The sequence below is a fragment of the Escherichia sp. WS1118 genome, assembly GCF_046487695.1.
Taxonomy (GTDB): Bacteria; Pseudomonadota; Gammaproteobacteria; order Enterobacterales; family Enterobacteriaceae; genus Escherichia; species Escherichia coli.
The window spans coordinates 77,102-100,562 of record NZ_JBJQIZ010000011.1 but is presented as its reverse complement, the minus strand read 5'-3'; the positions used below and the strand labels follow the sequence as shown (position 1 = coordinate 100,562).

Annotated in this window: 19 protein-coding genes; 16 read left to right on the top strand and 3 right to left on the bottom strand. The window is 47.6% G+C overall.

All coding sequences use genetic code 11. The features are described from left to right. Positions 1-6 precede the first annotated feature (6 nt). The 11 genes from glgP to ACJHYO_RS18620 all read left to right on the top strand — a co-directional run bounded on the left by glgP (position 7) and on the right by ACJHYO_RS18620 (position 12,373). Positions 7-2,454, top strand: a complete 2,448-nt coding sequence (gene glgP, locus ACJHYO_RS18670) for a glycogen phosphorylase (protein ID WP_000993444.1) — start codon at positions 7-9, stop codon at positions 2,452-2,454. A 491-nt stretch (positions 2,455-2,945) separates the two neighbouring features. Continuing rightward, positions 2,946-3,650, top strand: a complete 705-nt coding sequence (locus ACJHYO_RS18665; protein WP_000671316.1) for a fimbrial protein — start codon at positions 2,946-2,948, stop codon at positions 3,648-3,650. Between the two features lie 100 nt (positions 3,651-3,750). Continuing rightward, complete coding sequence (locus tag ACJHYO_RS18660) at positions 3,751-4,503, top strand: molecular chaperone (protein WP_000649748.1); 753 nt, start codon at positions 3,751-3,753, stop codon at positions 4,501-4,503. 36 nt (positions 4,504-4,539) lie between these two features. After that, positions 4,540-7,134 carry a fimbrial biogenesis usher protein gene (locus ACJHYO_RS18655; RefSeq protein ID WP_001049767.1) on the top strand — a complete coding sequence of 865 codons (2,595 nt, stop codon included), beginning with the start codon at positions 4,540-4,542 and terminating at the stop codon, positions 7,132-7,134. Next, complete coding sequence (locus tag ACJHYO_RS18650; protein WP_001048912.1) at positions 7,134-7,697, top strand: fimbrial protein; 564 nt, start codon at positions 7,134-7,136, stop codon at positions 7,695-7,697. Before ACJHYO_RS18655 ends, ACJHYO_RS18650 begins: the two co-directional genes overlap by 1 nt. Further along, the gene (locus tag ACJHYO_RS18645) at positions 7,648-8,220 is read left to right on the top strand and encodes a fimbrial protein (protein ID WP_001363061.1); all 573 of its coding nucleotides are present in this window, start codon (positions 7,648-7,650) and stop codon (positions 8,218-8,220) included. Before ACJHYO_RS18650 ends, ACJHYO_RS18645 begins: the two co-directional genes overlap by 50 nt. Further along, a complete protein-coding gene (locus ACJHYO_RS18640) occupies positions 8,186-8,962 on the top strand; it encodes a molecular chaperone (protein ID WP_001304929.1) in 777 nt (258 codons plus the stop codon). Before ACJHYO_RS18645 ends, ACJHYO_RS18640 begins: the two co-directional genes overlap by 35 nt. 18 nt (positions 8,963-8,980) lie before the next feature. Continuing rightward, on the top strand, positions 8,981-10,111 hold the full coding sequence (locus tag ACJHYO_RS18635; protein ID WP_001304928.1) for a fimbrial protein: 1,131 nt from the start codon (positions 8,981-8,983) through the stop codon (positions 10,109-10,111). Positions 10,112-10,284: 173 nt separating this feature from the next. Beyond that, on the top strand, positions 10,285-10,995 hold the full coding sequence (locus tag ACJHYO_RS18630) for a hypothetical protein (RefSeq protein ID WP_000424219.1): 711 nt from the start codon (positions 10,285-10,287) through the stop codon (positions 10,993-10,995). A 2-nt stretch (positions 10,996-10,997) separates the two neighbouring features. Then, positions 10,998-11,765, top strand: coding sequence for a hypothetical protein (locus ACJHYO_RS18625; protein WP_000553740.1), 768 nt, complete (start codon positions 10,998-11,000; stop codon positions 11,763-11,765). Positions 11,766-11,767: 2 nt separating this feature from the next. Further along, entirely contained in the window at positions 11,768-12,373 is a 606-nt protein-coding gene (locus ACJHYO_RS18620; protein WP_085455586.1) for a hypothetical protein, read from the top strand. A gap of 53 nt (positions 12,374-12,426) precedes the next feature. On the opposite strand, the gene glpD is transcribed toward ACJHYO_RS18620, so the two are convergent. After that, positions 12,427-13,932 (bottom strand): glycerol-3-phosphate dehydrogenase, encoded by a 1,506-nt coding sequence (gene glpD / locus ACJHYO_RS18615; RefSeq protein ID WP_085455585.1) that lies wholly within the window; start codon positions 13,930-13,932, stop codon positions 12,427-12,429. A gap of 189 nt (positions 13,933-14,121) precedes the next feature. On the opposite strand from glpD, the gene glpE reads away from it, so the two are divergent. Genes glpE through ACJHYO_RS18600 form a run of 3 tightly spaced genes read left to right on the top strand, consistent with a single transcriptional unit; the run spans position 14,122 to position 16,098 of the window. After that, on the top strand, positions 14,122-14,448 hold the full coding sequence (glpE, locus tag ACJHYO_RS18610) for a thiosulfate sulfurtransferase GlpE (protein WP_000371928.1): 327 nt from the start codon (positions 14,122-14,124) through the stop codon (positions 14,446-14,448). A gap of 44 nt (positions 14,449-14,492) precedes the next feature. Then, complete coding sequence (gene glpG, locus ACJHYO_RS18605; protein WP_000928723.1) at positions 14,493-15,323, top strand: rhomboid family intramembrane serine protease GlpG; 831 nt, start codon at positions 14,493-14,495, stop codon at positions 15,321-15,323. 16 nt (positions 15,324-15,339) lie between these two features. After that, complete coding sequence (locus ACJHYO_RS18600; RefSeq protein ID WP_001296480.1) at positions 15,340-16,098, top strand: DeoR/GlpR family transcriptional regulator; 759 nt, start codon at positions 15,340-15,342, stop codon at positions 16,096-16,098. Here ACJHYO_RS18600 and rtcR read toward each other — a convergent pair. Beyond that, the gene (rtcR, locus tag ACJHYO_RS18595; protein WP_001232923.1) at positions 16,080-17,678 is read right to left on the bottom strand and encodes a DNA-binding transcriptional regulator RtcR; all 1,599 of its coding nucleotides are present in this window, start codon (positions 17,676-17,678) and stop codon (positions 16,080-16,082) included. The two genes, ACJHYO_RS18600 and rtcR, sit on opposite strands and share 19 nt — an antisense overlap. 188 nt (positions 17,679-17,866) lie before the next feature. Between rtcR and rtcB the strand changes: the two genes are divergently transcribed. Continuing rightward, positions 17,867-19,093, top strand: coding sequence for an RNA-splicing ligase RtcB (gene rtcB, locus ACJHYO_RS18590; RefSeq protein ID WP_085455584.1), 1,227 nt, complete (start codon positions 17,867-17,869; stop codon positions 19,091-19,093). Positions 19,094-19,096: 3 nt separating this feature from the next. Continuing rightward, positions 19,097-20,113: an RNA 3'-terminal phosphate cyclase gene (rtcA, locus tag ACJHYO_RS18585; protein ID WP_015912562.1), complete on the top strand. Its 1,017-nt coding sequence runs from the start codon at positions 19,097-19,099 to the stop codon at positions 20,111-20,113. A 42-nt stretch (positions 20,114-20,155) separates the two neighbouring features. On the opposite strand, the gene malT is transcribed toward rtcA, so the two are convergent. Next, positions 20,156-22,861, bottom strand: coding sequence for an HTH-type transcriptional regulator MalT (gene malT, locus ACJHYO_RS18580; protein ID WP_000906981.1), 2,706 nt, complete (start codon positions 22,859-22,861; stop codon positions 20,156-20,158). Positions 22,862-23,461: the final 600 nt, after the last annotated feature.

The window sequence follows — 23,461 nt, the reverse complement described above, 5'->3', positions numbered from 1 at the left end:
GCCTATATGAATGCTCCGTTTACATATTCATCGCCCACGCTTAGCGTAGAAGCTCTTAAGCACTCTATCGCTTACAAGCTGATGTTTACGATTGGCAAGGATCCGGTCGTCGCCAATAAACATGAATGGCTGAACGCAACGTTATTTGCTGTGCGCGATCGTCTCGTGGAGCGCTGGTTACGCTCAAACCGTGCCCAGTTGTCGCAAGAAACTCGTCAGGTTTACTACCTGTCGATGGAGTTTTTGATTGGCCGTACGCTTTCCAACGCCATGTTGTCGCTAGGAATTTACGAAGATGTACAGGGCGCACTGGAAGCGATGGGATTAAATCTCGAAGAGCTGATTGATGAAGAAAATGACCCGGGCCTCGGTAACGGTGGCCTGGGCCGTCTGGCGGCTTGCTTCCTCGATTCTCTGGCGACGTTAGGGTTGCCGGGGCGCGGTTACGGCATCCGCTATGACTACGGTATGTTCAAGCAGAACATCGTTAACGGTAGCCAGAAAGAGTCGCCTGACTACTGGCTGGAATACGGTAACCCGTGGGAATTCAAACGCCACAACACGCGCTATAAAGTCCGTTTTGGCGGTCGCATTCAGCAGGAAGGTAAAAAAACGCGCTGGATTGAAACCGAAGAGATTCTGGGAGTAGCTTACGATCAGATAATCCCAGGTTACGACACCGACGCGACCAACACGTTGCGTTTGTGGAGTGCCCAAGCCAGTAGCGAAATTAACCTCGGTAAATTCAACCAGGGCGACTACTTCGCGGCAGTGGAAGATAAAAACCACTCCGAGAACGTATCTCGCGTACTGTATCCGGACGACTCCACCTACTCCGGGCGTGAGCTACGACTGCGTCAGGAATACTTCCTGGTTTCCTCGACCATTCAGGACATTTTAAGCCGCCATTATCAGTTGCATAAAACCTACGATAACCTGGCGGATAAAATTGCGATTCACCTCAACGATACTCATCCGGTGCTGTCGATTCCTGAGATGATGCGTCTGCTGATCGATGAGCACCAATTTAGCTGGGACGACGCGTTTGAAGTGTGTTGTCAGGTCTTCTCCTACACCAACCACACGCTAATGAGCGAGGCGCTGGAAACCTGGCCAGTCGATATGCTGGGTAAAATTCTGCCGCGTCACCTGCAGATCATCTTTGAAATCAACGACTATTTCCTGAAAACCTTGCAGGAACAGTATCCGAACGATACCGATCTGCTGGGACGGGCGTCGATCATTGATGAATCCAACGGTCGTCGTGTGCGTATGGCCTGGCTGGCGGTTGTGGTGAGCCACAAAGTTAACGGTGTATCGGAGCTGCACTCTAACCTGATGGTGCAATCGCTATTTGCCGACTTTGCGAAAATCTTCCCGGGTCGTTTCACCAACGTCACCAACGGTGTGACGCCGCGTCGCTGGCTGGCGGTAGCGAACCCATCGCTTTCAGCCGTGTTGGACGAACACCTGGGCCGCAACTGGCGCACCGACCTTAGCCTGCTTAATGATCTGCAACAACACTGTGATTTCCCAATGGTTAATCACGCGGTGCATCAGGCGAAGCTGGAGAACAAAAAGCGTCTGGCGGAGTATATCGCCCAGCAGCTGAATGTGGTGGTAAATCCGAAAGCGCTGTTCGATGTGCAAATCAAACGTATTCACGAATACAAACGTCAATTGATGAATGTGTTGCACGTGATCACCCGCTATAACCGCATCAAGGCCGACCCGGATGCGAAGTGGGTACCGCGCGTGAATATTTTTGGCGGTAAGGCGGCTTCGGCCTATTACATGGCGAAGCACATTATTCATTTGATCAATGACGTAGCGAAAGTGATCAACAACGATCCGCAGATTGGCGACAAGCTGAAAGTCGTGTTCATCCCGAACTACAGTGTTAGCCTGGCGCAGTTGATCATTCCGGCGGCCGATCTGTCTGAACAGATTTCGCTGGCGGGGACGGAAGCTTCCGGCACCAGTAACATGAAGTTTGCGCTTAACGGCGCGCTGACTATCGGTACGCTGGACGGTGCGAATGTCGAGATGCTGGATCATGTCGGTGCTGACAATATCTTTATCTTTGGTAACACAGCGGAAGAAGTGGAAGAACTGCGTCGTCAGGGCTACAAACCGCGTGAATACTACGAGAAAGATGAGGAGCTGCATCAGGTGCTGACGCAAATCGGCAGCGGTGTATTCAGTCCGGAAGATCCGGGTCGCTATCGCGATCTGGTCGATTCGCTGATCAACTTCGGCGATCACTACCAGGTACTGGCGGATTATCGCAGCTATGTCGATTGTCAGGATAAAGTCGACGAACTCTACGAGCGTCAGGAAGAGTGGACCGCAAAAGCGATGCTGAACATTGCCAATATGGGCTACTTCTCTTCTGACCGTACGATCAAAGAGTACGCCGATCATATCTGGCATATTGATCCGGTGAGATTGTAAGTTCAAATACGGCTAAATACCGTGTGTTCCGCTGAAGTAATACAGCGTGGAACTCACGGTATTTCTATACACAATAAACAATAACTTTGATGTATGTTATTCTATTTAATATATACCATTAATATATATTAAATAACGATTGATGATAATGTTTTTGGTGTTTTGTTATTTCAAATAATATTAATTTATTATGAATGCATTAATATTATTCATGTTATTTATGTTTTATTGCCCCTATTACAACCCCACGTAAAAATAAATTTTATCATTATCAGTGTGTTATATGTGAGTATAAACTCACTTATTGCGGCTTTGGATTATTTTAGGTACATTACTAAGCAGCATATATAATATTATTCACTCAATTACTCTTCTAAAGAACCTTCTGGAATTAGCCAACGTCAGCTTCTTTTTTGTGAGATATAACTTATTAACGCAGAATGTAAAAACACCAATGTTGCTTGGATTTTTTAACAAAAGGAAAGGTATAAATGAAATTCAATTTATCTAATTTATCCGCAGTATTACTGGCATCAGGTATGCTGATGTCTACTGCGGTAACCGCAGCACCCGGCGATGCAACACAATTTGGTGGGGCGGATACTGACTGGAGCACCGTTGATTATCCCAGGCTCACTGATATGGATGACAACGTTGATTCAATGGGGGGGAAAATCCGCTTTACTGGCCGTGTAGTGAAAGCTACCTGTAAGGTCGCAACCGATTCAAAACAGATTGAAGTTGTCCTGCCGGTTGTGCCTTCCAACCTTTTCACTGGTATCGACGTAGAAGCACAGGGGGCGAGCAACCAGACCGATTTCAATATTAATCTGACCGAATGTAGCAATACAGAGGATCAGAAAATTGAGTTCCGTTTTACCGGTACTGCAGATAGCGCTAATAAAACGCTCGCTAACGAAGTAGAAGGATCAACGGATGCTGACAACAGCGGCAATGCGGGGGCGACTGGTGTAGGGATTCGAATTTACTCCAAAGGTACGACGAATAATGGTCTGATTAACCTGAATACTACTGCGGCAGAGGGTAGCGCCTCCACCGCCGCTTATACAATTCCAGGAAATGCTACGACCCATGATTTCAGCGCGGCCTTTACTGCAGGTTATGCTCAAAACGGTAGCACTGTTGCACCTGGTGTAGTTAAGTCAACAGCAAGTTTTGTGGTGCTGTACGAGTAAATATAAATACGATTTCAGGTTACAAAAAGTTGTAACCTGAGATTGAAATTATTTAATAGAGTATGAATAACAGGTGTTATTTCATCAACAAGGATGCTGTATGAAATGTATTATTGGAAATAAAAAATGGGTTTATGGATTCAGGGATGAATTAAAAGTATCACAAAATATTATACGCTCAGGGATTCTTTTTTTACTATCGATATTATTTATTAATAATGCGTCCGCGGGCGGGTTTGGCCTTGGCGTAACGCGATTGATTTATCCGGCAGAAAGTAAGCAAATAACACTCAGTGTGCAAAATAGCGGTGACAACACCAGTTATTTAATTCAATCATGGGTTGATGACAGTAAAACGGAAAAAAAGAGCCAGGATTTTGTTATCACTCCTCCCCTCTTTATGTTACCAACGCGTAAAGAAGCTTCATTACGTATCATGTTTCTTGGTAAGACTAATTTGCCGACCGATCGTGAAACTTTGTATTGGATGAATGTTAAAGCAATTCCGCCAACAGATGAGAAAAATACACAGAAGAATACCTTACAGTTGGCATTACAAAACAAAATCAAGCTATTTTATCGCCCGGAAAATCTACCTGTGCAACCAGGAAAAGCACGAAATATGTTGCGGTTTAAGTATGAGGGCAAACAACTAAAAGTTATCAATCCTTCGCCTTATTACCTGACACTGACAGGAATTAAAGTACAAGGGAGTAAATTGCCCAATATGTTTGTACCACCGAAAAGTGATATTACGGTCTCGTCGCCAGTGACGTTGGCTGGTGAAATTACTTATCAAACAATTAATGACTTTGGCGCTACGACGGAGCGGCAGAAAGGAATAATGCAGTAACAACGGAATAGTTCAGATGCAACACAGGTCAGGGATATGAACCTAAAGCTCAAAAGATGCGAATATTGGATGGCGGCACAAAAGCAGATGAAACGGGTTGTGCCGCTTCTTCTGGTTATTATGCCTGCATGTTCAATCGCGGGAATGCGCTTTAACCCTGCTTTTCTGTCGGGTGATACTGAAGCTGTTGCTGACTTATCCCGCTTCGAGAAAGGGATGACTTATCTTCCTGGTAGCTATGAAGTCGAAGTTTGGGTCAATGATTCCCCTTTACTCTCTCGTACTGTAACTTTTAAAGCAGACGATGAGAATCAACTGATTCCCTGCCTTTCACTTGCTGACTTATTAAGCCTTGGAATTAACAAAAATGCGCTGCCAGAGCAGGCTTTGGCTTCATCTGAAAATAGTTGCCTTGATTTGCGTATCTGGTTTCCCGATGTGCATTACATGCCGGAGCTGGATGCACAGAGACTTAAACTGACCTTTCCACAGGCGATAATAAAACGTGACGCTCGCGGATATATTCCACCAGAACAGTGGGATAACGGTATTACAGCTTTTTTGCTGAATTATGACTTTTCTGGTAATAACGATCGTGGTGATTACTCTTCAAATAACTATTATTTAAATCTTCGCGCTGGGATCAATATTGGTGCATGGCGTTTTCGCGATTATTCAACCTGGAGTCGTGGGAGTAATTCAGCAGGTAAACTGGAGCATATCAGTAGTACGTTGCAGCGAGTTATTATTCCTTTCAGAAGTGAATTAACGCTAGGAGATACATGGTCATCATCAGATGTTTTCGACAGTGTTAGTATTCGTGGCATAAAACTGGAATCTGACGAAAATATGTTGCCCGATAGTCAAAGTGGTTTCGCTCCCACGGTGCGCGGAATTGCGAAAAGTCGCGCTCAGGTAACAATCAAACAGAATGGTTATGTCATTTATCAAACCTATATGCCGCCGGGACCGTTTGAGATTAGCGATCTTAACCCGACATCATCTGCGGGAGATCTGGAAGTTACCATCAAAGAGTCTGATAATTCAGAAACTGTCTATACCGTACCTTATGCCGCTGTCCCCATCCTGCAACGAGAAGGTCATTTAAAATATTCTACTACGGTTGGCCAATATCGAAGCAATAGCTATAACCAGAAAAGTCCTTATGTATTTCAGGGGGAATTAATTTGGGGTTTACCCTGGGATATTACGGCTTATGGTGGGGCACAATTCTCTGAGGATTACCGGGCGTTGGCGCTCGGCCTTGGCCTGAATCTGGGTGTATTTGGTGCAACATCGTTTGATGTGACTCAGGCTAACAGTTCGCTTGTGGATGGGAGCAAACATCAAGGGCAATCTTATCGTTTTCTTTATTCCAAATCGTTAGTTCAGACAGGAACAGCATTCCATATTATTGGCTATCGTTATTCAACCCAGGGCTTTTACACTTTAAGTGATACGACATACCAACAAATGTCAGGGACTGTTGTTGATCCAAAAACGTTAGATGATAAAGATTACGTTTATAACTGGAATGATTTTTATAACTTGCGTTATAGCAAACGTGGAAAATTTCAGGCTAGTGTATCGCAACCTTTCGGTAACTACGGGTCTATGTATTTATCGGCTAGTCAGCAAACATACTGGAATACTGATAAAAAAGATTCTTTATACCAAGTTGGTTATAACACCAGTATTAAGGGTATCTATCTAAATGTTGCGTGGAATTACAGTAAATCACCAGGGACAAATGCGGATAAAATTGTCTCGCTAAATGTCTCATTACCTATAAGTAATTGGTTATCTTCCACGAATGATGGGCGCTCATCATCGAATGCCATGACTGCAACGTATGGTTATAGTCAGGATAACCACGGACAGGTAAACCAATATACGGGGGTATCTGGTTCTCTGTTGGAGCAGCATAATCTCAGTTATAACATACAACATGGTTTTGCTAATCAGGATAATAGCAGTAGTGGTTCTGTTGGTGTTAATTATCGTGGGGCATATGGTTCCTTGAATTCCGCCTACAGTTACGATAATGAAGGTAATCAACAAATAAACTATGGCATCAGTGGTGCTCTTGTTGTACATGAAAATGGTCTTACGTTGAGTCAACCATTAGGTGAAACTAATGTTTTGATAAAAGCGCCTGGAGCGAATAATGTGGATGTTCAGCGGGGGACAGGAATATCCACTGACTGGCGTGGATATGCAGTTGTTCCTTATGCAACAGAATATAGACGTAATAATATTTCATTAGATCCTATGTCAATGAATATGCATACTGAACTGGATATCACTTCCACTGAAGTTATTCCGGGAAAAGGTGCGTTAGTTCGTGCAGAGTTTGCTGCTCATATCGGTATTCGTGGTTTGTTCACAGTTCGTTATCGTAATAAATCAGTCCCATTCGGTGCTACAGCCAGCGCTCAGATTAAAAACAGTAGTCAAATTACCGGGATTGTCGGCGATAATGGACAACTTTATCTCTCAGGATTGCCTTTAGAAGGTGTTATTAATATCCAGTGGGGAGACGGTGTTCAGCAAAAATGTCAGGCTAATTACAAGCTCCCTGAAACAGAACTGGATAATCCTGTTAGCTATGCAACTCTGGAGTGCCGCTAATGAATTTAATATTCTCTAAATATTCTGTATTTTTTATTTTTTTCGCTTTTTTTGCTTTTCCGCTCTCAGGGCAGGCCAATGATTCAGTTGTTGTTACATTTACTGGGATTTTGTTGGCAAAAAGCTGTGACATTACTACCGGAAGTAAAGATCAGTCGGTAAAAATGGGCACTTATGATGCTAATGAATTTTTAAATGTAGGTGATGTTTCTCCGAGTCAAACGTTTACGATTAATGTACAAGGATGCCCGACTGCAAAAAGTACTGTTTATAGTTCTGGTGTGAGCGCCAATGTGCGGTTTACTGGTGATGCAGATGCCATTAATAGCGCATTACTGCGTCTCTCCGCCGGTGCAGATAGTGCGACTGGACTGGGAATAGAAATATTGGATAACAATGATGTGGCGATTGCCATTAATGGTGAATCAGGTTTTCGTGATTTAGTGTTAAATGAAAACGGTGATGCTAATTTGACGTTTAAACTTCGCTATAAATCAACTCAGGAAAATGTACATGCCGGGCAAGCAAATGCTCTGTTGTATTTTGATATCGATTATCAGTGAGGGAGATATGAAGATATTCATTAGTTTATTTTTGTTTATAATATCAACAAATTCTTTTGCTGATGATATCACTCATGCCGGAGTGGTTCGTATTGAAGGGTTAATTACCGAAAAAACCTGCATTATTTCTGATGAGTCAAAAAATTTTACAGTTAATATGCCAGACGTACCCAGTAGTTCGGTAAGGAGTGCAGGGGATGTTACTGAAAAGGTTTATTTTTCCATAACGTTAACCCGCTGTGGTAGTGATGTTGGCAACGCGTATATAAAGTTTACCGGCAATACAGTTTCTGAAGATGCCAGTTTATATAAGCTGGAAGATGGCTCGGTAGAGGGGCTTGCACTTACGATTTTTGATAAGAACAAAGGCAGTATTAGTAATGATGTTAAAAGCATGGGTTTTTCACTTACATCATCAGTTGATAATATATTGCATTTTTTTGCGGCTTACAAAGCATTAAAAAATAATGTCCAACCAGGGGATGCAAATGCGTCAGTATCGTTTATTGTCACCTATGATTAAGGTAGTCATAGTATTATTTTCCCTTTTATTCTCTACAGCACAAGCAGGCTTAGTGATCGGTGGAACGCGTTTTGCGTATCCGGAAAATCAGTCCTCAATATCTGTTGAACTCAAAAACACTTCAGACAGAGATATGTTAGTCAAGGTTGCAGTCTCCCCTGATGATGCTCGTCAGTTGACGGGAACGGTTGAATCTTTGCCCTCATATTCTGAAACGGTATTTATCGCAACTCCGCCACTGTTTATTTTGAAGCCTGACAAAAATACAAAAATAAGAATTAATCGTGTTGGTGGCAGTTTACCTGCCGACCGGGAAAGTTTATTTATACTGAATGTTGCAGCATTACCAACGTTGGAAAATAGTCATTCAGTCAAAACTGATAATCAATTGCAAATAGCAGTCCGCAATCGTATGAAAATATTCTATCGGCCATCAAATTTGTCTGAAGACCCGAATATGTCATATCAAAAATTACGCTGGGCACGAAAAAATGAAATTGTTACCGTTTATAATCCAGGCCCCAGATATGTGACACTCTATAACCTACATGTTGATGGTAAAGTTATAGATGGTGGTATGGTCGCACCATTTAGCCATCGCCAACAATCATGGTGTAAATCGCAAGGGGTTTGTGAAATAGCATGGCAGACATTGGACATTTATAATAATGTATTGCCAATTTTGAAAGTAAAATTAAATCCTTCACAGTTGGATGTTACTGGCTTTGCATTTAGTCAATAATATATCTGAGGACATGATATGCGTATACATACTTATTGGTATAGAAGATATTTCATTTTATTGATTATTATATTTTCAAATGTTCTTTCTTCTATTGCTAATGCTGAAGATATGGGGCGAGAACGTGCATATTGTTATCCGGGTTCACCGAGTAATAATACTACGCCTGCATCCTTTTCTTATAATTTTGGTACTATAGTGGTTTCTGATGTCAACAAAAATGCGCCTGGCACTGTATTGCCATCACAAATCTGGAAGGTTGGAACCTATAAGGCTTATTGTAATTCTCTTGATGATTATGAAATTTACTTCAGTGCTGTCTCTGGAATAGATCCGTCTGGTGCCAGTGGTGATCATCAAGGGAGTGATGTATTTATTCCACTCACCCATGAAATATCTGTCTCTACTCATATAAAACTTTATAATCAAAATGGCACAATGACAGATAAAATTGTGCCATTCGAAAATTATAATACCAATTATCCGGGGGACAGAAGCAAACCATCTAATTGGGCATCAGGTACTGAAGGATATATTAAAATCAGGATTGATAAAAAAATTATATCTGATGTTTCATTAAGTAACGTATTATTGGTGTCATTATATGTCAGCCAGATCCCTACCGAACATGGTCCTATCCCTGTCTTTAATGCCTACATAGGAAACTTAAATATTCAGGTTCCGCAAGGTTGCACTATTAATGAGGGTACGAGTTTTACTGTTAATATGCCGGATGTGTGGGCCAGTGAATTGAGCCGGGCTGGTGCCGGAGCGAAGCCCGCTGGTGTTACTCCTGTAGCAACAACTATTCCGATTAATTGTACGAATAAAGATACAGATGCGGTAATGACGTTGGTATTCGACGGTAACATTTCCGCCACACGTGATACCAATGGGAAACAAAGTATTATTCAGGCACAAGATAATCCTGATGTTGGTATTATGATTATGGATAGTCAGCAAAACTCCGTAGATTTAAATGCCCTGGCAACATCAGTAGGCGTTCCGTTCAGATTGGTGGAAAACCAGGCTGCTTCTGCGCAAACTGCTGATGTTACTTTTCTGACTTTACCTGTTAGTACAACTGGAAAAGTGCCTGCGGCAGGTCGTTATAATGCACTGGCTATATTGCGAGTGGAATATCAGTAATTTTTGAGCCAGTACAGAGTCGGTTTAGCTATCACCGCAAAATAAAATGCAATAATAGGGATGAACAGAATGTAAAACAAAAAAATATTTTTAATTCTACAGGGGAAAAACCTGGTGGAAAATGTAGGTTATGTGCCGATGAATAAAATGTTGCATTAAGCCGGATAATAAAAATGGAATTAGTTGATACGTTATTTGCAAGCCTCTCCGGTACTGATCCATTCACTGGCGTGGATATTACGATTGCCAACTGCAAATCAACATACTGGGATGAAGGCATTGTTCAGCAACTCATTAACCAGGTCCTGGATGAAGGGGAAAAGTTCGCCGGTGCTGCCGGTCTTGAGGGATTATCTCGATATGATGTCACATTAAATATTGGTTTAACGTCCAGCAATGTATGGCCGGGATTTTCCCTCGATACCGCCACCATTAGCCGTCTTTGTGCCTGTGGTGCTGACTTTGGATTTGACCTCTATATCAGTGATGTACCAGATGTTCAATGTGATCTGAACACGACAAATGACTTCACCGTACAATTTACGGCGATGCTCAACCCGGATGAGCGGGTGATCATAGCAAAGCGTCCGCTTAAAAAATGTGACGCCTGGATTGAGGATGTTTATATCTTTCAAGTGTTTAAAGAAGCCTGGCAATTTCAAAACGATAACAGTTTACGCGGATTTCGCGATAAGCAGGCTGAACTGAAACTCTACGCGCGTCATTACTCAGTGGAAAATTGCACAGAGGAAAGCTGTTGGGACTGTAATTATTGCATTCGGCCCAGCTTTTCCCTCTCTCGTAGTGCCATTATTCGCCTGAATGCGGCGAATGCTCGTTTTGTCTATCAACCCTTTACACGCGATCAGCGGGCGAGGGGGTAATTATGCACCCCACTCCTGCCATGCAGGCATTAATTGAGCAGATATATCATATTTTTCGTCGTTATCCGGCGCCGAAGCAATTTGTGGTTTGTTGTGAATATTGTCTGAGTCAACAGGAACAAAAAGCATTACGGAATACATCGTTGCGAGCGATTCCTTATTCCTTAATCAATGCCTGGAATAGTAGTCCAGGACCTGATCCGCAAAACAGCGATGAGGTTCGTTATTTTCTGCCTCGTTTACTGGAGTTTGTTGCGCAGGGGCAATTTGACAATATTCACGAAGTATTTTCTCTACGGCGTATAAACCTTGCCAGTAAAGAAAACTGGCGTGAGGATGAACGGGAAATATTGCAGCAATTTGCTTGCCAGTATATGACTGATTGGGTATCTGGGGATGAGGCTGTCGAATTACAGTACAAGCTGGAAATGTTTTTCCGTGCCGATATCGCTCTTTCGCCATTGCTTGATGCCATTATTTCAGTTCCCGGATTTTGGTCGGCAGCGTCTCTTGCCTGTTTATTGAATACGTATCGTGACGGTTATATCAGAGATAACCAGGACGATATCGATAAAGCCATTACCGCCCAAATCAATGCCTGGGCCTTCAACAATCAATCCATCCTGAAAGAACGCGCGCGGCAGGCGATTGAGAACCCGCTTAAGCAGCCCGAACAGGGCACACAGTATCAGATCTGGGAAGACGACTGGATGATTGATGAGTGTTTATGCGCGATGTATGACGCATCATCCGAATCACCAGGAAAATAAAAATGATTAAATTCCGGCTTTATATTCCCCCTGTAATTCTCGGTTTTGTTATCGTACCATTATTGGTATGGCCGACGGTTATTGCCTTAGCCGTACTTATATTCACGTTAACTTTTCTGGCGGAAATAATATTCTCCTTTCCGCTCCTGGTTGTGCGTATTTCTCTTCAGGAATTACAACTTGAGTTATTGGTTGAATATGCACTTTTTTTCAGTGTAATGGGTGGCATCGGTTGGCAATTCTCCCGCAGAACGCCTCCTGAATTAAAAAACAGGCTACATTGCTGGCTGGTCTTTTCTCCGGTCTATTTCTGGTTAATTCTCTCGAATTTCATTCTTTATATTTCTCCAGAGAAATCAGCGTTGCTGGAAAATATCCGAAATTTCTTTCTGACATTTGTCTGGCTTCCCCTGAATTTTTCCCCTTTTTGGCCGCAGCCGTGGACTGATTTTGTCGGCCCGATTAGTGCCCAGCTTGGTTTTGCGTTGGGATATTATTGCCAGTGGCGTAGCAAAAATAGAAGCCATAGGAAGAAGTGGGGCGATTGGGTAACGTGCTTAAGTTTGGCGATTTTAGCTCTGGGGCCGTTCTTCAATTATTTACAATGAATAGTCTAAGGAATTCAAATAGCCCGGTTGCACTTCACAACCGGGCATCATCCTTACGACGCCAGCGACAACCTCTGCTGCGTATATTCCACCAGCCACTGACTCACACGAGATTGTTGATCCGCATTTAGCCACATGCCTTGTTTCGTGCGACGCCACAGGGCATCGTCGGCGCGGCGGACCCATTCGTGGTCGACCAGATATTTCAGCTCCGCTTCGTAGAACTCATGACCGAAATCTTCACCGAGGTCGCTTATCGCCCCTGCATTGCCGAGCAGCAGTTCGCTGTTGCTGCCGTAAGTGCGCGCGTAGTGACGTGCCAGCGATTCAGTCAGGAACGGGTAACGGCGGCGCAGGTGGGCGGCGTAATCGTCACGGTCGCCTTCAATGGCACCACCCGGCAGCACGCTCTCTTTCGTCCACGCCGGACCAATGCCCTGATAATATGGCGTCAGTTTTTCCAGCGCGTGCTCCGCCAGTTTGCGGTAGGTGGTCAGCTTACCGCCGAATACCGACAGCAGCGGGGCTTTGCCGTCTTCATCATGGATATCAAGGGTGTAATCACGGGTAATGGCCTGTGGCGAGTCGGACTCATCATCACATAGCGGACGCACGCCGGAGTAGGTCCAGACGATATCGTCCCGGTTTAACTGCTTTTTAAAGTGCGTGTTATACACTTTCAACAGGTAATTGATTTCACTCTCTTCAATCTTCACTGCTTTTGGATCGCCTTTGTATTCCACATCGGTGGTGCCGATGATGGAAAACTCGTCCATCCACGGGATCACGAAGACAATACGTTTATCTTCGTTTTGCAGAATGTAGGCTTGCTTCTGGGTATGCACACGCGGCACCACAATATGGCTGCCTTTGATCAGGCGAATGCCATAAGGCGAAGGCAGATGCATCCCGTCGTCGAAAAATTGTTTCACCCACGGGCCGGTAGCATTAACCAGGCCGCGCGCCTGCCATGTATATTTTTTGCCGGTATCGATATCTTCCGCCTCCACAATCCACAGGCCGTTTTCGCGGCGAGCAGACGTGGCACGAGTACGAGTAAGCACTTCACCGCCTTTACGCACCACCATCTGGGCGTTGGCGAGTACCAGACGGGCGTCGTCTACCCAACAGTCAGAATATTCGAATCCGCGCTTAATTTCCGGTTTTAACACTGAGTTTGCGCCAAAACGCAAACCGGTTGATCCCGGCAGGCTGGTGCGTTTACCCAGATGATCGTACATAAACAGACCAATGCGAATCATCCACGCCGGGCGTAGATGCGGACGATGCGGCAGGCGAAAACGCATCGGGAAAGCGATATGCGGGGCCATTTTCAGTAGCACTTCACGTTCAGCCAGCGCCTCGCTGACCAGGCGGAATTCATAGTGCTCAAGGTAGCGCAGGCCACCGTGAATGAGTTTTGAACTGGCGGAAGAGGTCGCGCAAGCGAGATCCTGCGCCTCCAGCATCAGCACGGATAAACCGCGTCCAGCGGCGTCTGCCGCGATACCAGCACCATTGATGCCGCCACCTATCACAATCAGATCTTTGGTTTCCATGCTGCCCTCATTCACTTTCGTTAAAGTTCATAAATGTTCGTTATCGAACATATTAGCAAAGAATCGCGCTTTGGGTAACATTGAAAAAACATTTTAGAGTGATATGTATAACATTATGGCGTTTATCTGCCGCTTCGACGTAAACTGTGCGGTAAATTTGCCCACTTGTTTGTAAAGAAAGAGAGACGCATGGATCAGTTCGAATGTATTAACGTTGCCGACGCGCACCAGAAGTTGCAGGAAAAAGAGGCGGTGCTGGTCGATATTCGCGATCCACAGAGTTTCGCAATGGGGCATGCGGTGCAGGCTTTCCATTTAACCAACGACACGCTGGGCGCGTTTATGCGTGATAACGACTTTGACACTCCGGTGATGGTGATGTGTTATCACGGCAATAGCAGCAAAGGCGCGGCGCAGTATCTGCTGCAACAGGGCTACGATGTGGTCTACAGCATTGATGGCGGTTTTGAAGCCTGGCAGCGCCAGTTTCCCGCAGAGGTGGCGTACGGCGCGTAACGCTTTATACTGTCCCCTTTTGTGTGGAATAAGCGACAGCAACGATGTTGATGATTACCTCTTTTGCTAACCCCCGCGTGGCGCAGGCGTTTGTTGATTACATGGCGACGCAGGGTGTTATCCTCACGATTCAACAACATAACCAAAGCGATGTCTGGCTGGCGGATGAGTCCCAGGCCGAGCGCGTGCGGGCGGAGTTGGCGCGTTTTCTCGAAAACCCGGCAGATCCGCGTTATCTGGCGGCCAGCTGGCAGGCGGGCCATACCGGCAGTGGCCTGCATTATCGCCGTTATCCTTTCTTTGCCGCCTTGCGTGAACGCGCAGGTCCGGTAACCTGGGTGATGATGATCGCCTGCGTGGTGGTGTTTATCGCCATGCAAATTCTCGGCGATCAGGAAGTGATGTTATGGCTGGCCTGGCCATTCGATCCGACGCTGAAATTTGAGTTCTGGCGTTACTTCACCCACGCGTTAATGCACTTCTCGCTGATGCATATCCTCTTTAACCTGCTCTGGTGGTGGTATCTCGGCGGTGCGGTGGAAAAACGCCTCGGTAGCGGTAAGCTAATTGTCATTACTCTCATTAGCGCCCTGTTAAGCGGCTATGTGCAGCAAAAATTCAGCGGGCCGTGGTTTGGCGGGCTTTCTGGCGTGGTGTATGCGCTGATGGGCTACGTCTGGCTACGTGGCGAACGCGATCCGCAAAGTGGCATTTACCTGCAACGTGGGTTAATTATCTTTGCGTTGATCTGGATTGTCGCCGGATGGTTTGATTTGTTTGGGATGTCGATGGCGAACGGAGCACACATCGCCGGGTTAGCCGTGGGTTTAGCGATGGCTTTTGTTGATTCGCTCAATGCGCGAAAACGAAAATAATTCCAGGGATTTATCAATGAAACAAACACAACGTCACAACGGTATTATCGAACTGGTTAAACAGCAGGGTTATGTCAGCACCGAGGAACTGGTAGAGCATTTCTCCGTTAGCCCGCAGACTATTCGCCGCGATCTCAACGAGCTGGCAGAGCAAAACCTGATCCTGCGCCATCATGGCGGTGCGGCGCTGCCTTCCAGTTCGGTTAACACGCCGTGGCACGATCGCAAGGCCACCCAGACCGAAGAAAAAGAGCGCATCGCCCGCAAAGTGGCGGAGCAAATTCCCAATGGCTCGACGCTGTTTATCGATATCGGCACCACGCCGGAAGCGGTGGCGCACGCGCTGCTTAATCACAGCAATTTACGCATTGTGACCAACAATCTCAACGTCGCTAACACGCTGATGGTAAAAGAGGATTTCCGTATCATTCTTGCCGGTGGCGAATTACGCAGCCGTGATGGCGGGATCATTGGCGAAGCAACGCTCGATTTTATCTCCCAGTTCCGCCTTGATTTCGGCATTCTGGGGATAAGCGGCATCGATAGCGACGGCTCGCTACTGGAGTTCGATTACCACGAAGTTCGCACCAAACGCGCCATCATTGAGAACTCGCGCCACGTTATGCTGGTTGTCGACCACTCAAAATTTGGCCGTAACGCAATGGTCAATATGGGTAGCATCAGCATGGTCGATGCTGTCTACACCGACACGATGCCGCCTGCGAGCGTGATGCAGGTGCTGAAGGACCATCATATTCAACTGGAGCTGTGCTGATCCTGCATTGCTTCCCATGTCAGACCAAAACGCGCCAGGTATTTGCGTAGCCGATCCGCGTCATTGACGCTGGCTTTACCCTGGCGCGAAATGTCAAACAGTTCACGTCCGGCAGCTGAAAGCGACTTTGCCTGGCGGCAGATAGCGATAACGTGTTCCAGTTGCATACGGTCGAAGAGATCGATGTTTTCTGCCTCTGCGCCCAGCAACGCCGTAAGCGCGGAGGGGCGACTCTCCTGCCAGTTATAGCGCAGACGGTTGATCTCATCTTCCACCGTATCCAGTGTGATGCGTCCGCTAGTGGCAAAGGTGGCCATCCGCGTGACGCTGGCAGAAAGTTCGCGAAAGTTACCGCGCCATGTTGCCTGGGGAGAGGTCGCAAAGGCCAGCCAGGCACGCCGCGCTTCGGTGTTAAAACGCACGCTGTCGCCAGTGAGTGAGGCGTGGCGCTCCACTTCATAATCCAGGTTCGGTTCAATATCTTCCTGGCGTTGGCGTAATCCTGGCAAGGTGAAGGTCCAGAGATTTATTCGCGCGTACAGGTCTTCACGAAATTTGCCTTCGGCAACCAACTGGCGCAAATCGCGCACCGTTCCGGCGATAAGCTGAAAATCACTGCTCACCTGGCGATCGCTGCCAAACGGGTAAAAGGTTTTCTCTTCAATGGCTTTCAGCAGCATTGCCTGTTCGTCTGCGCCCAGTTCGCCAATCTCATCAAGAAACAACATTCCGCCGTTGGCGCTGCGTAATAATCCTTCACGCGATTCCCGCGCCCCGGTAAACGCGCCTTTCACATGACCAAACAGCGTCGACATGGCGGTATCGCCGCGCAGGGTGGCGCAGTTCACTTCCACAAACGCGCCGCTAAACTGATGCCGCGCCTGTTTTAGCTCGAAGATGCGTCGTGCCAGAAATGACTTACCTGCACCGGTCGGGCCGTTAAGCAGGATCGGTGCGCGGGATTTTATCGCCACTTTTTCAATCTGCTCAATCATGCGGTTGAAGTGGGAGTTACGCGTGGCAATGCCGGACTTAAGAAAATCAAGCGTTTGCTGGCGTTCCTCGGCAAAGCGGCTGGCGATGGCGTTATAACGGCTTAAATCGAGATCGATAATCGTCACTGCGCCAGGGCTATCGGGCCGCTCTTTTTTGCGCGGTGGTGAAGATTGTATCAACCGGGCGGGCAGGTAACGCGCTTCTGCCAGCAGAAACCAGCAAATCTGCGCGACGTGGGTACCGGTGGTGATGTGAATTAAATAGTCTTCTTTTTCTGGCTGGAACGCGTAACCACGGGCGAAATCATGCAGGCAGGCGTAAACCTCTTCGAAATCCCAAGGGTTATGCAGTTCTATCTCAACGCCCACCACTTCTGTTTCTGGCGAAACGCTGGCGATATCGCGTTTAAGCGTTTCGAATAGCGAGCGCGAGCGGGCGTCGTGCAATAATTCCAGCCGATCGATAACTAACGATTCTTGCTGGCATAGACAGAGTGTCGGACGCCATTTTGACCAGCGCTGACTGCCGCGCCCGGCATAATCCAGCACCGTTCCGACAAAGCCAAAAGCCACTGTTTTACGCATCTTAGATATCCTTATAAAAGACGAGATTTCATTATCGGTAAATCGGCTTTGCGGGAAATCTCCGTTTACGGACGTAAAAATATAATATTTTTAAAAACAATGAATTAAAAAATTAAGCTGCTTATTTGGTTTTCTGGCACGACGGTTGCAATTATCAGGACAGCAAACAACGAAAAGAGAAAAACAAAATGAATTACGAATTACTGACCACTGAAAATGCTCCGGTAAAAATGTGGACCAAAGGCGTGCCGGTAGAAGCCGATGCGCGTCAGCAACTTATTAATACCGCGAAGATGCCGTTTATTTTCAAACATATTGCGGTAATGCCTGATGTACACCTGGGTAAAGGTTCCACCATTGGTAGCGTGATCCCGACCAAAGGGGCGATTATTCCGGCGGCGGTGGGCGTGGATATCGGTTGTGGAATGAACGCGCTGCGTACCGCGTTAACGGCGGTAGACCTGCCTGAAAACCTGGCGGAGCTGCGTCAGGCGATTGAAACGGCCGTGCCGCACGGACGTACCACTGGCCGTTGTAAACGTGATAAAGGCGCATGGGAAAATCCACCTGTTAACGTCGATGCGAAATGGGCTGAGCTGGAAGCCGGTTATCAGTGGTTAACGCAAAAATATCCCCGTTTCCTTAACACTAACAACTATAAACACCTGGGAACGCTGGGAACGGGTAACCACTTTATTGAAATCTGCCTTGATGAGTCGGACCAGGTGTGGATTATGCTGCACTCCGGTTCACGCGGAATCGGTAATGCCATCGGAACTTACTTTATCGATCTGGCGCAAAAAGAGATGCAGGAAACGCTTGAAACGTTGCCATCGCGTGGCCTGGCGTACTTTATGGAAGGTACGGAATACTTTGATGATTACCTGAAAGCCGTGGCCTGGGCGCAGCTTTTTGCCAGCCTTAACCGCGATGCGATGATGGAAAACGTGGTAACGGCGTTGCAGAGCGTTACGCAGAAAACGGTAAAACAGCCACAAACGCTGGCGATGGAAGAGATCAACTGTCACCACAACTATGTGCAAAAAGAACAGCACTTTGGCGAAGAGATCTATGTGACGCGTAAAGGCGCGGTGTCTGCGCGTGCGGGTCAATATGGAATTATTCCCGGTTCGATGGGGGCGAAAAGCTTTATCGTCCGTGGGCTGGGAAATGAAGAGTCGTTCTGTTCGTGCAGCCACGGTGCCGGGCGGGTAATGAGCCGTACTAAAGCGAAAAAACTGTTCAGTGTGGAAGATCAAATCCGTGCCACCGCGCATGTGGAGTGCCGTAAAGATGCCGAGGTGATCGACGAAATCCCGATGGCGTATAAAGATATTGATGCGGTGATGGCGGCACAAAGCGATCTGGTGGAAGTTATCTATACCCTGCGTCAGGTGGTGTGCGTAAAAGGATAAATGATGAAAAGGATGATTGTGCTGGATGGCGCACAGGGCGAAGGCGGCGGGCAGATCCTGCGCTCGGCGCTGAGCCTGTCGATGATAACCGGCCAGCCATTTACCATCACCGGCATTCGTGCCGGGCGGGCGAAACCGGGGCTGTTGCGCCAACATCTGACCGCGGTAAAAGCGGCTGCGGAAATTTGTAGGGCAACGGTGGAAGGCGCTGAGCTGGGGTCGCAGCGTCTGGTCTTCCGACCTGGCACCGTGCGCGGCGGCGATTACCGCTTTGCTATCGGTAGCGCCGGAAGTTGTACGCTGGTGCTGCAAACGGTGCTGCCCGCGCTGTGGTTTGCCGATGGACCTTCGCGTGTTGAAGTGAGCGGCGGCACCGATAACCCGTCGGCCCCGCCTGCGGATTTTATCCGTCGGGTGCTGGAGCCGCTGCTGGCGAAAATAGGAGTTCATCAGCAAACCACGCTGTTACGTCACGGTTTTTATCCTGCCGGAGGCGGCATGGTAGCAACGGAAGTCTCACCGGTGGCATCGTTTAATAGCTTGCAACTTGGCGAGCGCGGGAACATTGTGCAGATGCGTGGAGAGGTGCTACTGGCTGGTGTGCCGCGCCATGTTGCTGAGCGTGAAATCGCTACACTGGCGGGTAGTTTTTCCTTGCATGAACAGAATATTCATAACCTGCCGCGCGACCAGGGGCCGGGTAATACCGTCTCGCTTGAAGTCGAAAGTGAAAATATCACCGAACGCTTTTTTGTCGTCGGTGAAAAGCGCGTCAGTGCCGAGGTGGTCGCGGCACAGTTGGTGAAAGAGGTGAAACGCTACCTGGCAAGCCCGGCGGCGGTGGGGGAATATCTCGCCGACCAACTGGTGCTACCGATGGCGCTGGCGGGCACGGGGGAATTTACGGTCGCCCATCCCTCATGCCATCTGCTGACCAATATCGCCGTGGTGGAGCGTTTCTTGCCGGTGCGGTTTGGTTTTATAGAAACAGATGGCGTAACGCGGGTGAGCATTGAATGATGTAAAGATGTAAGCCGGATCCGACGCATTATCCGGCTAAACTCACACCCCATATCCCATCATCTTCAGCAGTTTCTGCGCGTGTTGTACCGCGGCCTGACGGTGGGCGACACCGAGTTTTTGGTACAGATTGCGGATATGCGTTTTGATGGTGGTTGCCGCCACTTCCAGCTCGCCTGCAATTTGCTCATTGCTGTAACCGGAGTAAATCAGCCCCAGGACCTGCCATTCACGTTGGGTCAACGGGCTGGTGCGGATCAGCTCTGGTACTTCCGGATGATTTAGCAGACGTTCAACGAAATTCTCATCGAAATGGGCGAATTTATGCCGATGATGTTGATTGATTTCTCGCAGAATACGCTGTGCGCGATGCTGTTCCAGCTCCGGCAGCGTATTGAGTTGAATAAGCTGGCGCAGTTGTTGCGCCATCGCTTCGCCTTCGATGACAAAATGACTGATAAATCCGGTACGATTCGCCAGTTTTAATGCGTCCAGCAACACACGCTGGGCGTCACTTTTACGTCCGGCCTGCCAGTACAGTTGATTAAGCAGCAACAGGTTACGGTTGAGATCGCTCATCAACCGCAGACTGCGGGCATTTTCATTGAGTTCTTCGAGGACAATTTCCGCAGATTCAAACTCGCCCAGCAAGATTTGTGCGCGGGCAATGTTGCGCCATTGACCTTGCAGGAAGTGGTTGTTCGCAAACTCCGGTTTAGCCGTATGACGCAACCAGTTGGCAGCGGCGGCTTTATCGCCGGTCATTTGCCAGTAAATCACCCGGACTTTGTTGGCGTTAGAGATCCAGTCGCTGTGATATTTGCCATTCCCCAGCAGGTTTTCCAGACGGTTCAGCTGGCTACGGGCGTTATCTAAATCACCACGGGCCAGCGAGCATTGAATCAACATTGCCAGGCACTGAAGCTGTTGCTGTGGCTGATAAGACGACAAGACTTCAATCCCGCTGCGCGCCGACGCTTCGGCTTCATCCAGCCGTGCCCAGGCCCATAACAGCTGCGCACGAATGCGCACCAGAAACTCATGCATTGGCAGCTGTTCCAGATGCTGCTCGTTGATCAGCTGGAACGCTTTTTCCTGCGTTTCCCACGCGGTTTGCAGGAACCCTTGGGCAAACAGAATTTCACTTTGCTGGATTAAACTCCACAAAGCGTAGTGCCAGACATCGTGCTGGCGTGCCATCTGTTCGGTTTGCTGCATTAACGCCAGTGAGCGGGTCAATTCGCCTTTGCAGTGCAACACTTCACCCAGCACCGAGGTTGCCACAATGCGGCTATAGAACCAGCCTGGCGGCAGCTCTTCCAGTGCCAGTTTTGCCAGCCGTTCCGCTTCATCCGGACTACCATCGTTAATCGCCACCTGGGCGCGCAGAGCGTTAAATTCTGCGTGCATGGTGCCTTCTCTGATGTCCTTGATTTCATGTTCAGCGCGGGCCAGCAGGGTGTTAACTTCGCCGTAGCGATGCTGGCTTTGCATCAGCCACGCCTGCAATAACACCAACTGCGGATTTTCCAGCAAACTGTCCCACGGCAGGGCCTTAAGCGACTCTTCCAGCAGCGACAGTTCGCTATGGTTGAACAAACTCCAGGCGTGATTAAGCAGAATATCGCGCAGCATCAGCGCATCGCCTGCCGCCAGCGCATGATGAATCGCTTCGCTGGGAAATCCCTGGGCCATCCAGCTTTCTGCGGCGGCACGGTGGATTTCCGGCAGCTCCGCCGCCAGTTCCCACTGGCAGCGCTGGCGCAGGAAGTTACCAAACAGTGGGTGATAGCAAAACCACTCGCCGGTATCATCCATCCGCTGTAAAAACAGCCCCTGACGCTCAATCTCTTCGAGGCGCATTTGCCCGTTTTCTTCGCCGGTCACACGGGTGATGAGTGCATCGTTCATTGAGCGCAAAATGGCGCTTTTCAACAGAAAATGGCGCGTTGCGAGATCGACGTTATCCAAAACCTCATCGACCAGATAATCCGAAAGATGGCTGGCATTGATTCCCGCCAGGCGGCGTGCCGACTTATGGGCTGAGTGAGTATTCTGCCGGGCGGAGAGGGCGATTAGCTGCAGTGCCGTCGCCCAACCGGAAACGTCATCGCAAATCCGACTGCTTTCTGCGGCTTCAATTGGCGATGACAGACGGCAATCAAAAAACTGTTTCGCTTCCTGATGGGTAAATGCCAGTTGCTGACTGCCAATTTCCAGCAGCTGGTCACGAACACGCAGATTGGCAATGCCCAGTTGCGGAAGGTTGCGTGACAACACCACAAGGGTGAGATTTTCTGGTTGATGGCGAATAAAGAAGCGCATTGACTCGTGGATCACAGGATTAGTGATCAGATGATAGTCATCGATGACCAGATAAAGTGGGCTATGCCATTCCGCCAGCTCAATGAAAAGCTGGGCGAAGAGTGACGTCAGGCTGGCATATTGCCGTTTTTGCGCCATCGTCTCACATATCGCGCAGTGACCGTTGGTTGCCTGTTGCACGGCGGCAATGAGATAGCTGGCGAAACGCTCTTGCTGGTTATCACCTTCATCCAGCGAGTACCAGCCGATATCGTTTTTGCCTGCCGCCCACTGGGAAATGAGCGTGGTCTTTCCGTAGCCCGCAGGACTTGTGATCAGCGCCAGCCGGAAGTTGTTCGCGCCGGAAAGTTTAGCCAGCAGGCGCTCACGAACCACGGTATGGTCGAGTCGAACCGGACGACTTAATTTTGACGGAATCAGCATAGTTAATCACTTCACTGTGGAAAATGAGGAAATATTATTTTTTTTGCGCTTCGTAATTAATGGTTATAAGGTCGGCCAGAAACCTTTCTAATGCAAGCGATGACGTTTTTTTATGTGTCTGAATTTGCACTGTGTCACAATTCCAAATGTTTATTAACAACTCACCTAAAACGACGCTGATCCAGCGTGAATACTGGGTTGTACGGTATTTTCCTTATGTTCATCAGTTTCATTTAAGTAAGGGTTTCTTCTTCATTTCTGATGAAAGTGCCATCTAAAAAGATGATCTTAATAAATCTATTAAGAATGAGATGGAGCACATTTGATATTTTACTTGTGAAACTGTTTCACTCCTTTACTTAATTTATAGAGTTACCTTCCGCTTTTTGAAAATACGCAACGGCCATTTTTTGCACTTAGATACAGATTTTCTGCGCGGTATGGCATTGATTTGCTGCTAATCCTGTGGATTGCACTAGCTTTAAGTGGTCGAGATCACATTTCCTTGCTCATCCCCGCAACTCCTCCCTGCCTAATCCCCCGCAGGATGAGGAAGGTCAACATCGAGCCTGGCAAACTAGCGATAACGTTGTGTTGAAA

Coding starts and splice junctions, on each gene's coding strand:
- glgP (WP_000993444.1), top strand. CDS start 7: ATGAATGCTCCGTTTACATATTCATCGCCCACGCTTAGCGTAGAAGCT.
- ACJHYO_RS18665 (WP_000671316.1), top strand. CDS start 2,946: ATGAAATTCAATTTATCTAATTTATCCGCAGTATTACTGGCATCAGGT.
- ACJHYO_RS18660 (WP_000649748.1), top strand. CDS start 3,751: ATGAAATGTATTATTGGAAATAAAAAATGGGTTTATGGATTCAGGGAT.
- ACJHYO_RS18655 (WP_001049767.1), top strand. CDS start 4,540: ATGAACCTAAAGCTCAAAAGATGCGAATATTGGATGGCGGCACAAAAG.
- ACJHYO_RS18650 (WP_001048912.1), top strand. CDS start 7,134: ATGAATTTAATATTCTCTAAATATTCTGTATTTTTTATTTTTTTCGCT.
- ACJHYO_RS18645 (WP_001363061.1), top strand. CDS start 7,648: ATGCCGGGCAAGCAAATGCTCTGTTGTATTTTGATATCGATTATCAGT.
- ACJHYO_RS18640 (WP_001304929.1), top strand. CDS start 8,186: ATGCGTCAGTATCGTTTATTGTCACCTATGATTAAGGTAGTCATAGTA.
- ACJHYO_RS18635 (WP_001304928.1), top strand. CDS start 8,981: ATGCGTATACATACTTATTGGTATAGAAGATATTTCATTTTATTGATT.
- ACJHYO_RS18630 (WP_000424219.1), top strand. CDS start 10,285: ATGGAATTAGTTGATACGTTATTTGCAAGCCTCTCCGGTACTGATCCA.
- ACJHYO_RS18625 (WP_000553740.1), top strand. CDS start 10,998: ATGCACCCCACTCCTGCCATGCAGGCATTAATTGAGCAGATATATCAT.
- ACJHYO_RS18620 (WP_085455586.1), top strand. CDS start 11,768: ATGATTAAATTCCGGCTTTATATTCCCCCTGTAATTCTCGGTTTTGTT.
- glpD (WP_085455585.1), bottom strand. CDS start 13,932: ATGGAAACCAAAGATCTGATTGTGATAGGTGGCGGCATCAATGGTGCT.
- glpE (WP_000371928.1), top strand. CDS start 14,122: ATGGATCAGTTCGAATGTATTAACGTTGCCGACGCGCACCAGAAGTTG.
- glpG (WP_000928723.1), top strand. CDS start 14,493: ATGTTGATGATTACCTCTTTTGCTAACCCCCGCGTGGCGCAGGCGTTT.
- ACJHYO_RS18600 (WP_001296480.1), top strand. CDS start 15,340: ATGAAACAAACACAACGTCACAACGGTATTATCGAACTGGTTAAACAG.
- rtcR (WP_001232923.1), bottom strand. CDS start 17,678: ATGCGTAAAACAGTGGCTTTTGGCTTTGTCGGAACGGTGCTGGATTAT.
- rtcB (WP_085455584.1), top strand. CDS start 17,867: ATGAATTACGAATTACTGACCACTGAAAATGCTCCGGTAAAAATGTGG.
- rtcA (WP_015912562.1), top strand. CDS start 19,097: ATGAAAAGGATGATTGTGCTGGATGGCGCACAGGGCGAAGGCGGCGGG.
- malT (WP_000906981.1), bottom strand. CDS start 22,861: ATGCTGATTCCGTCAAAATTAAGTCGTCCGGTTCGACTCGACCATACC.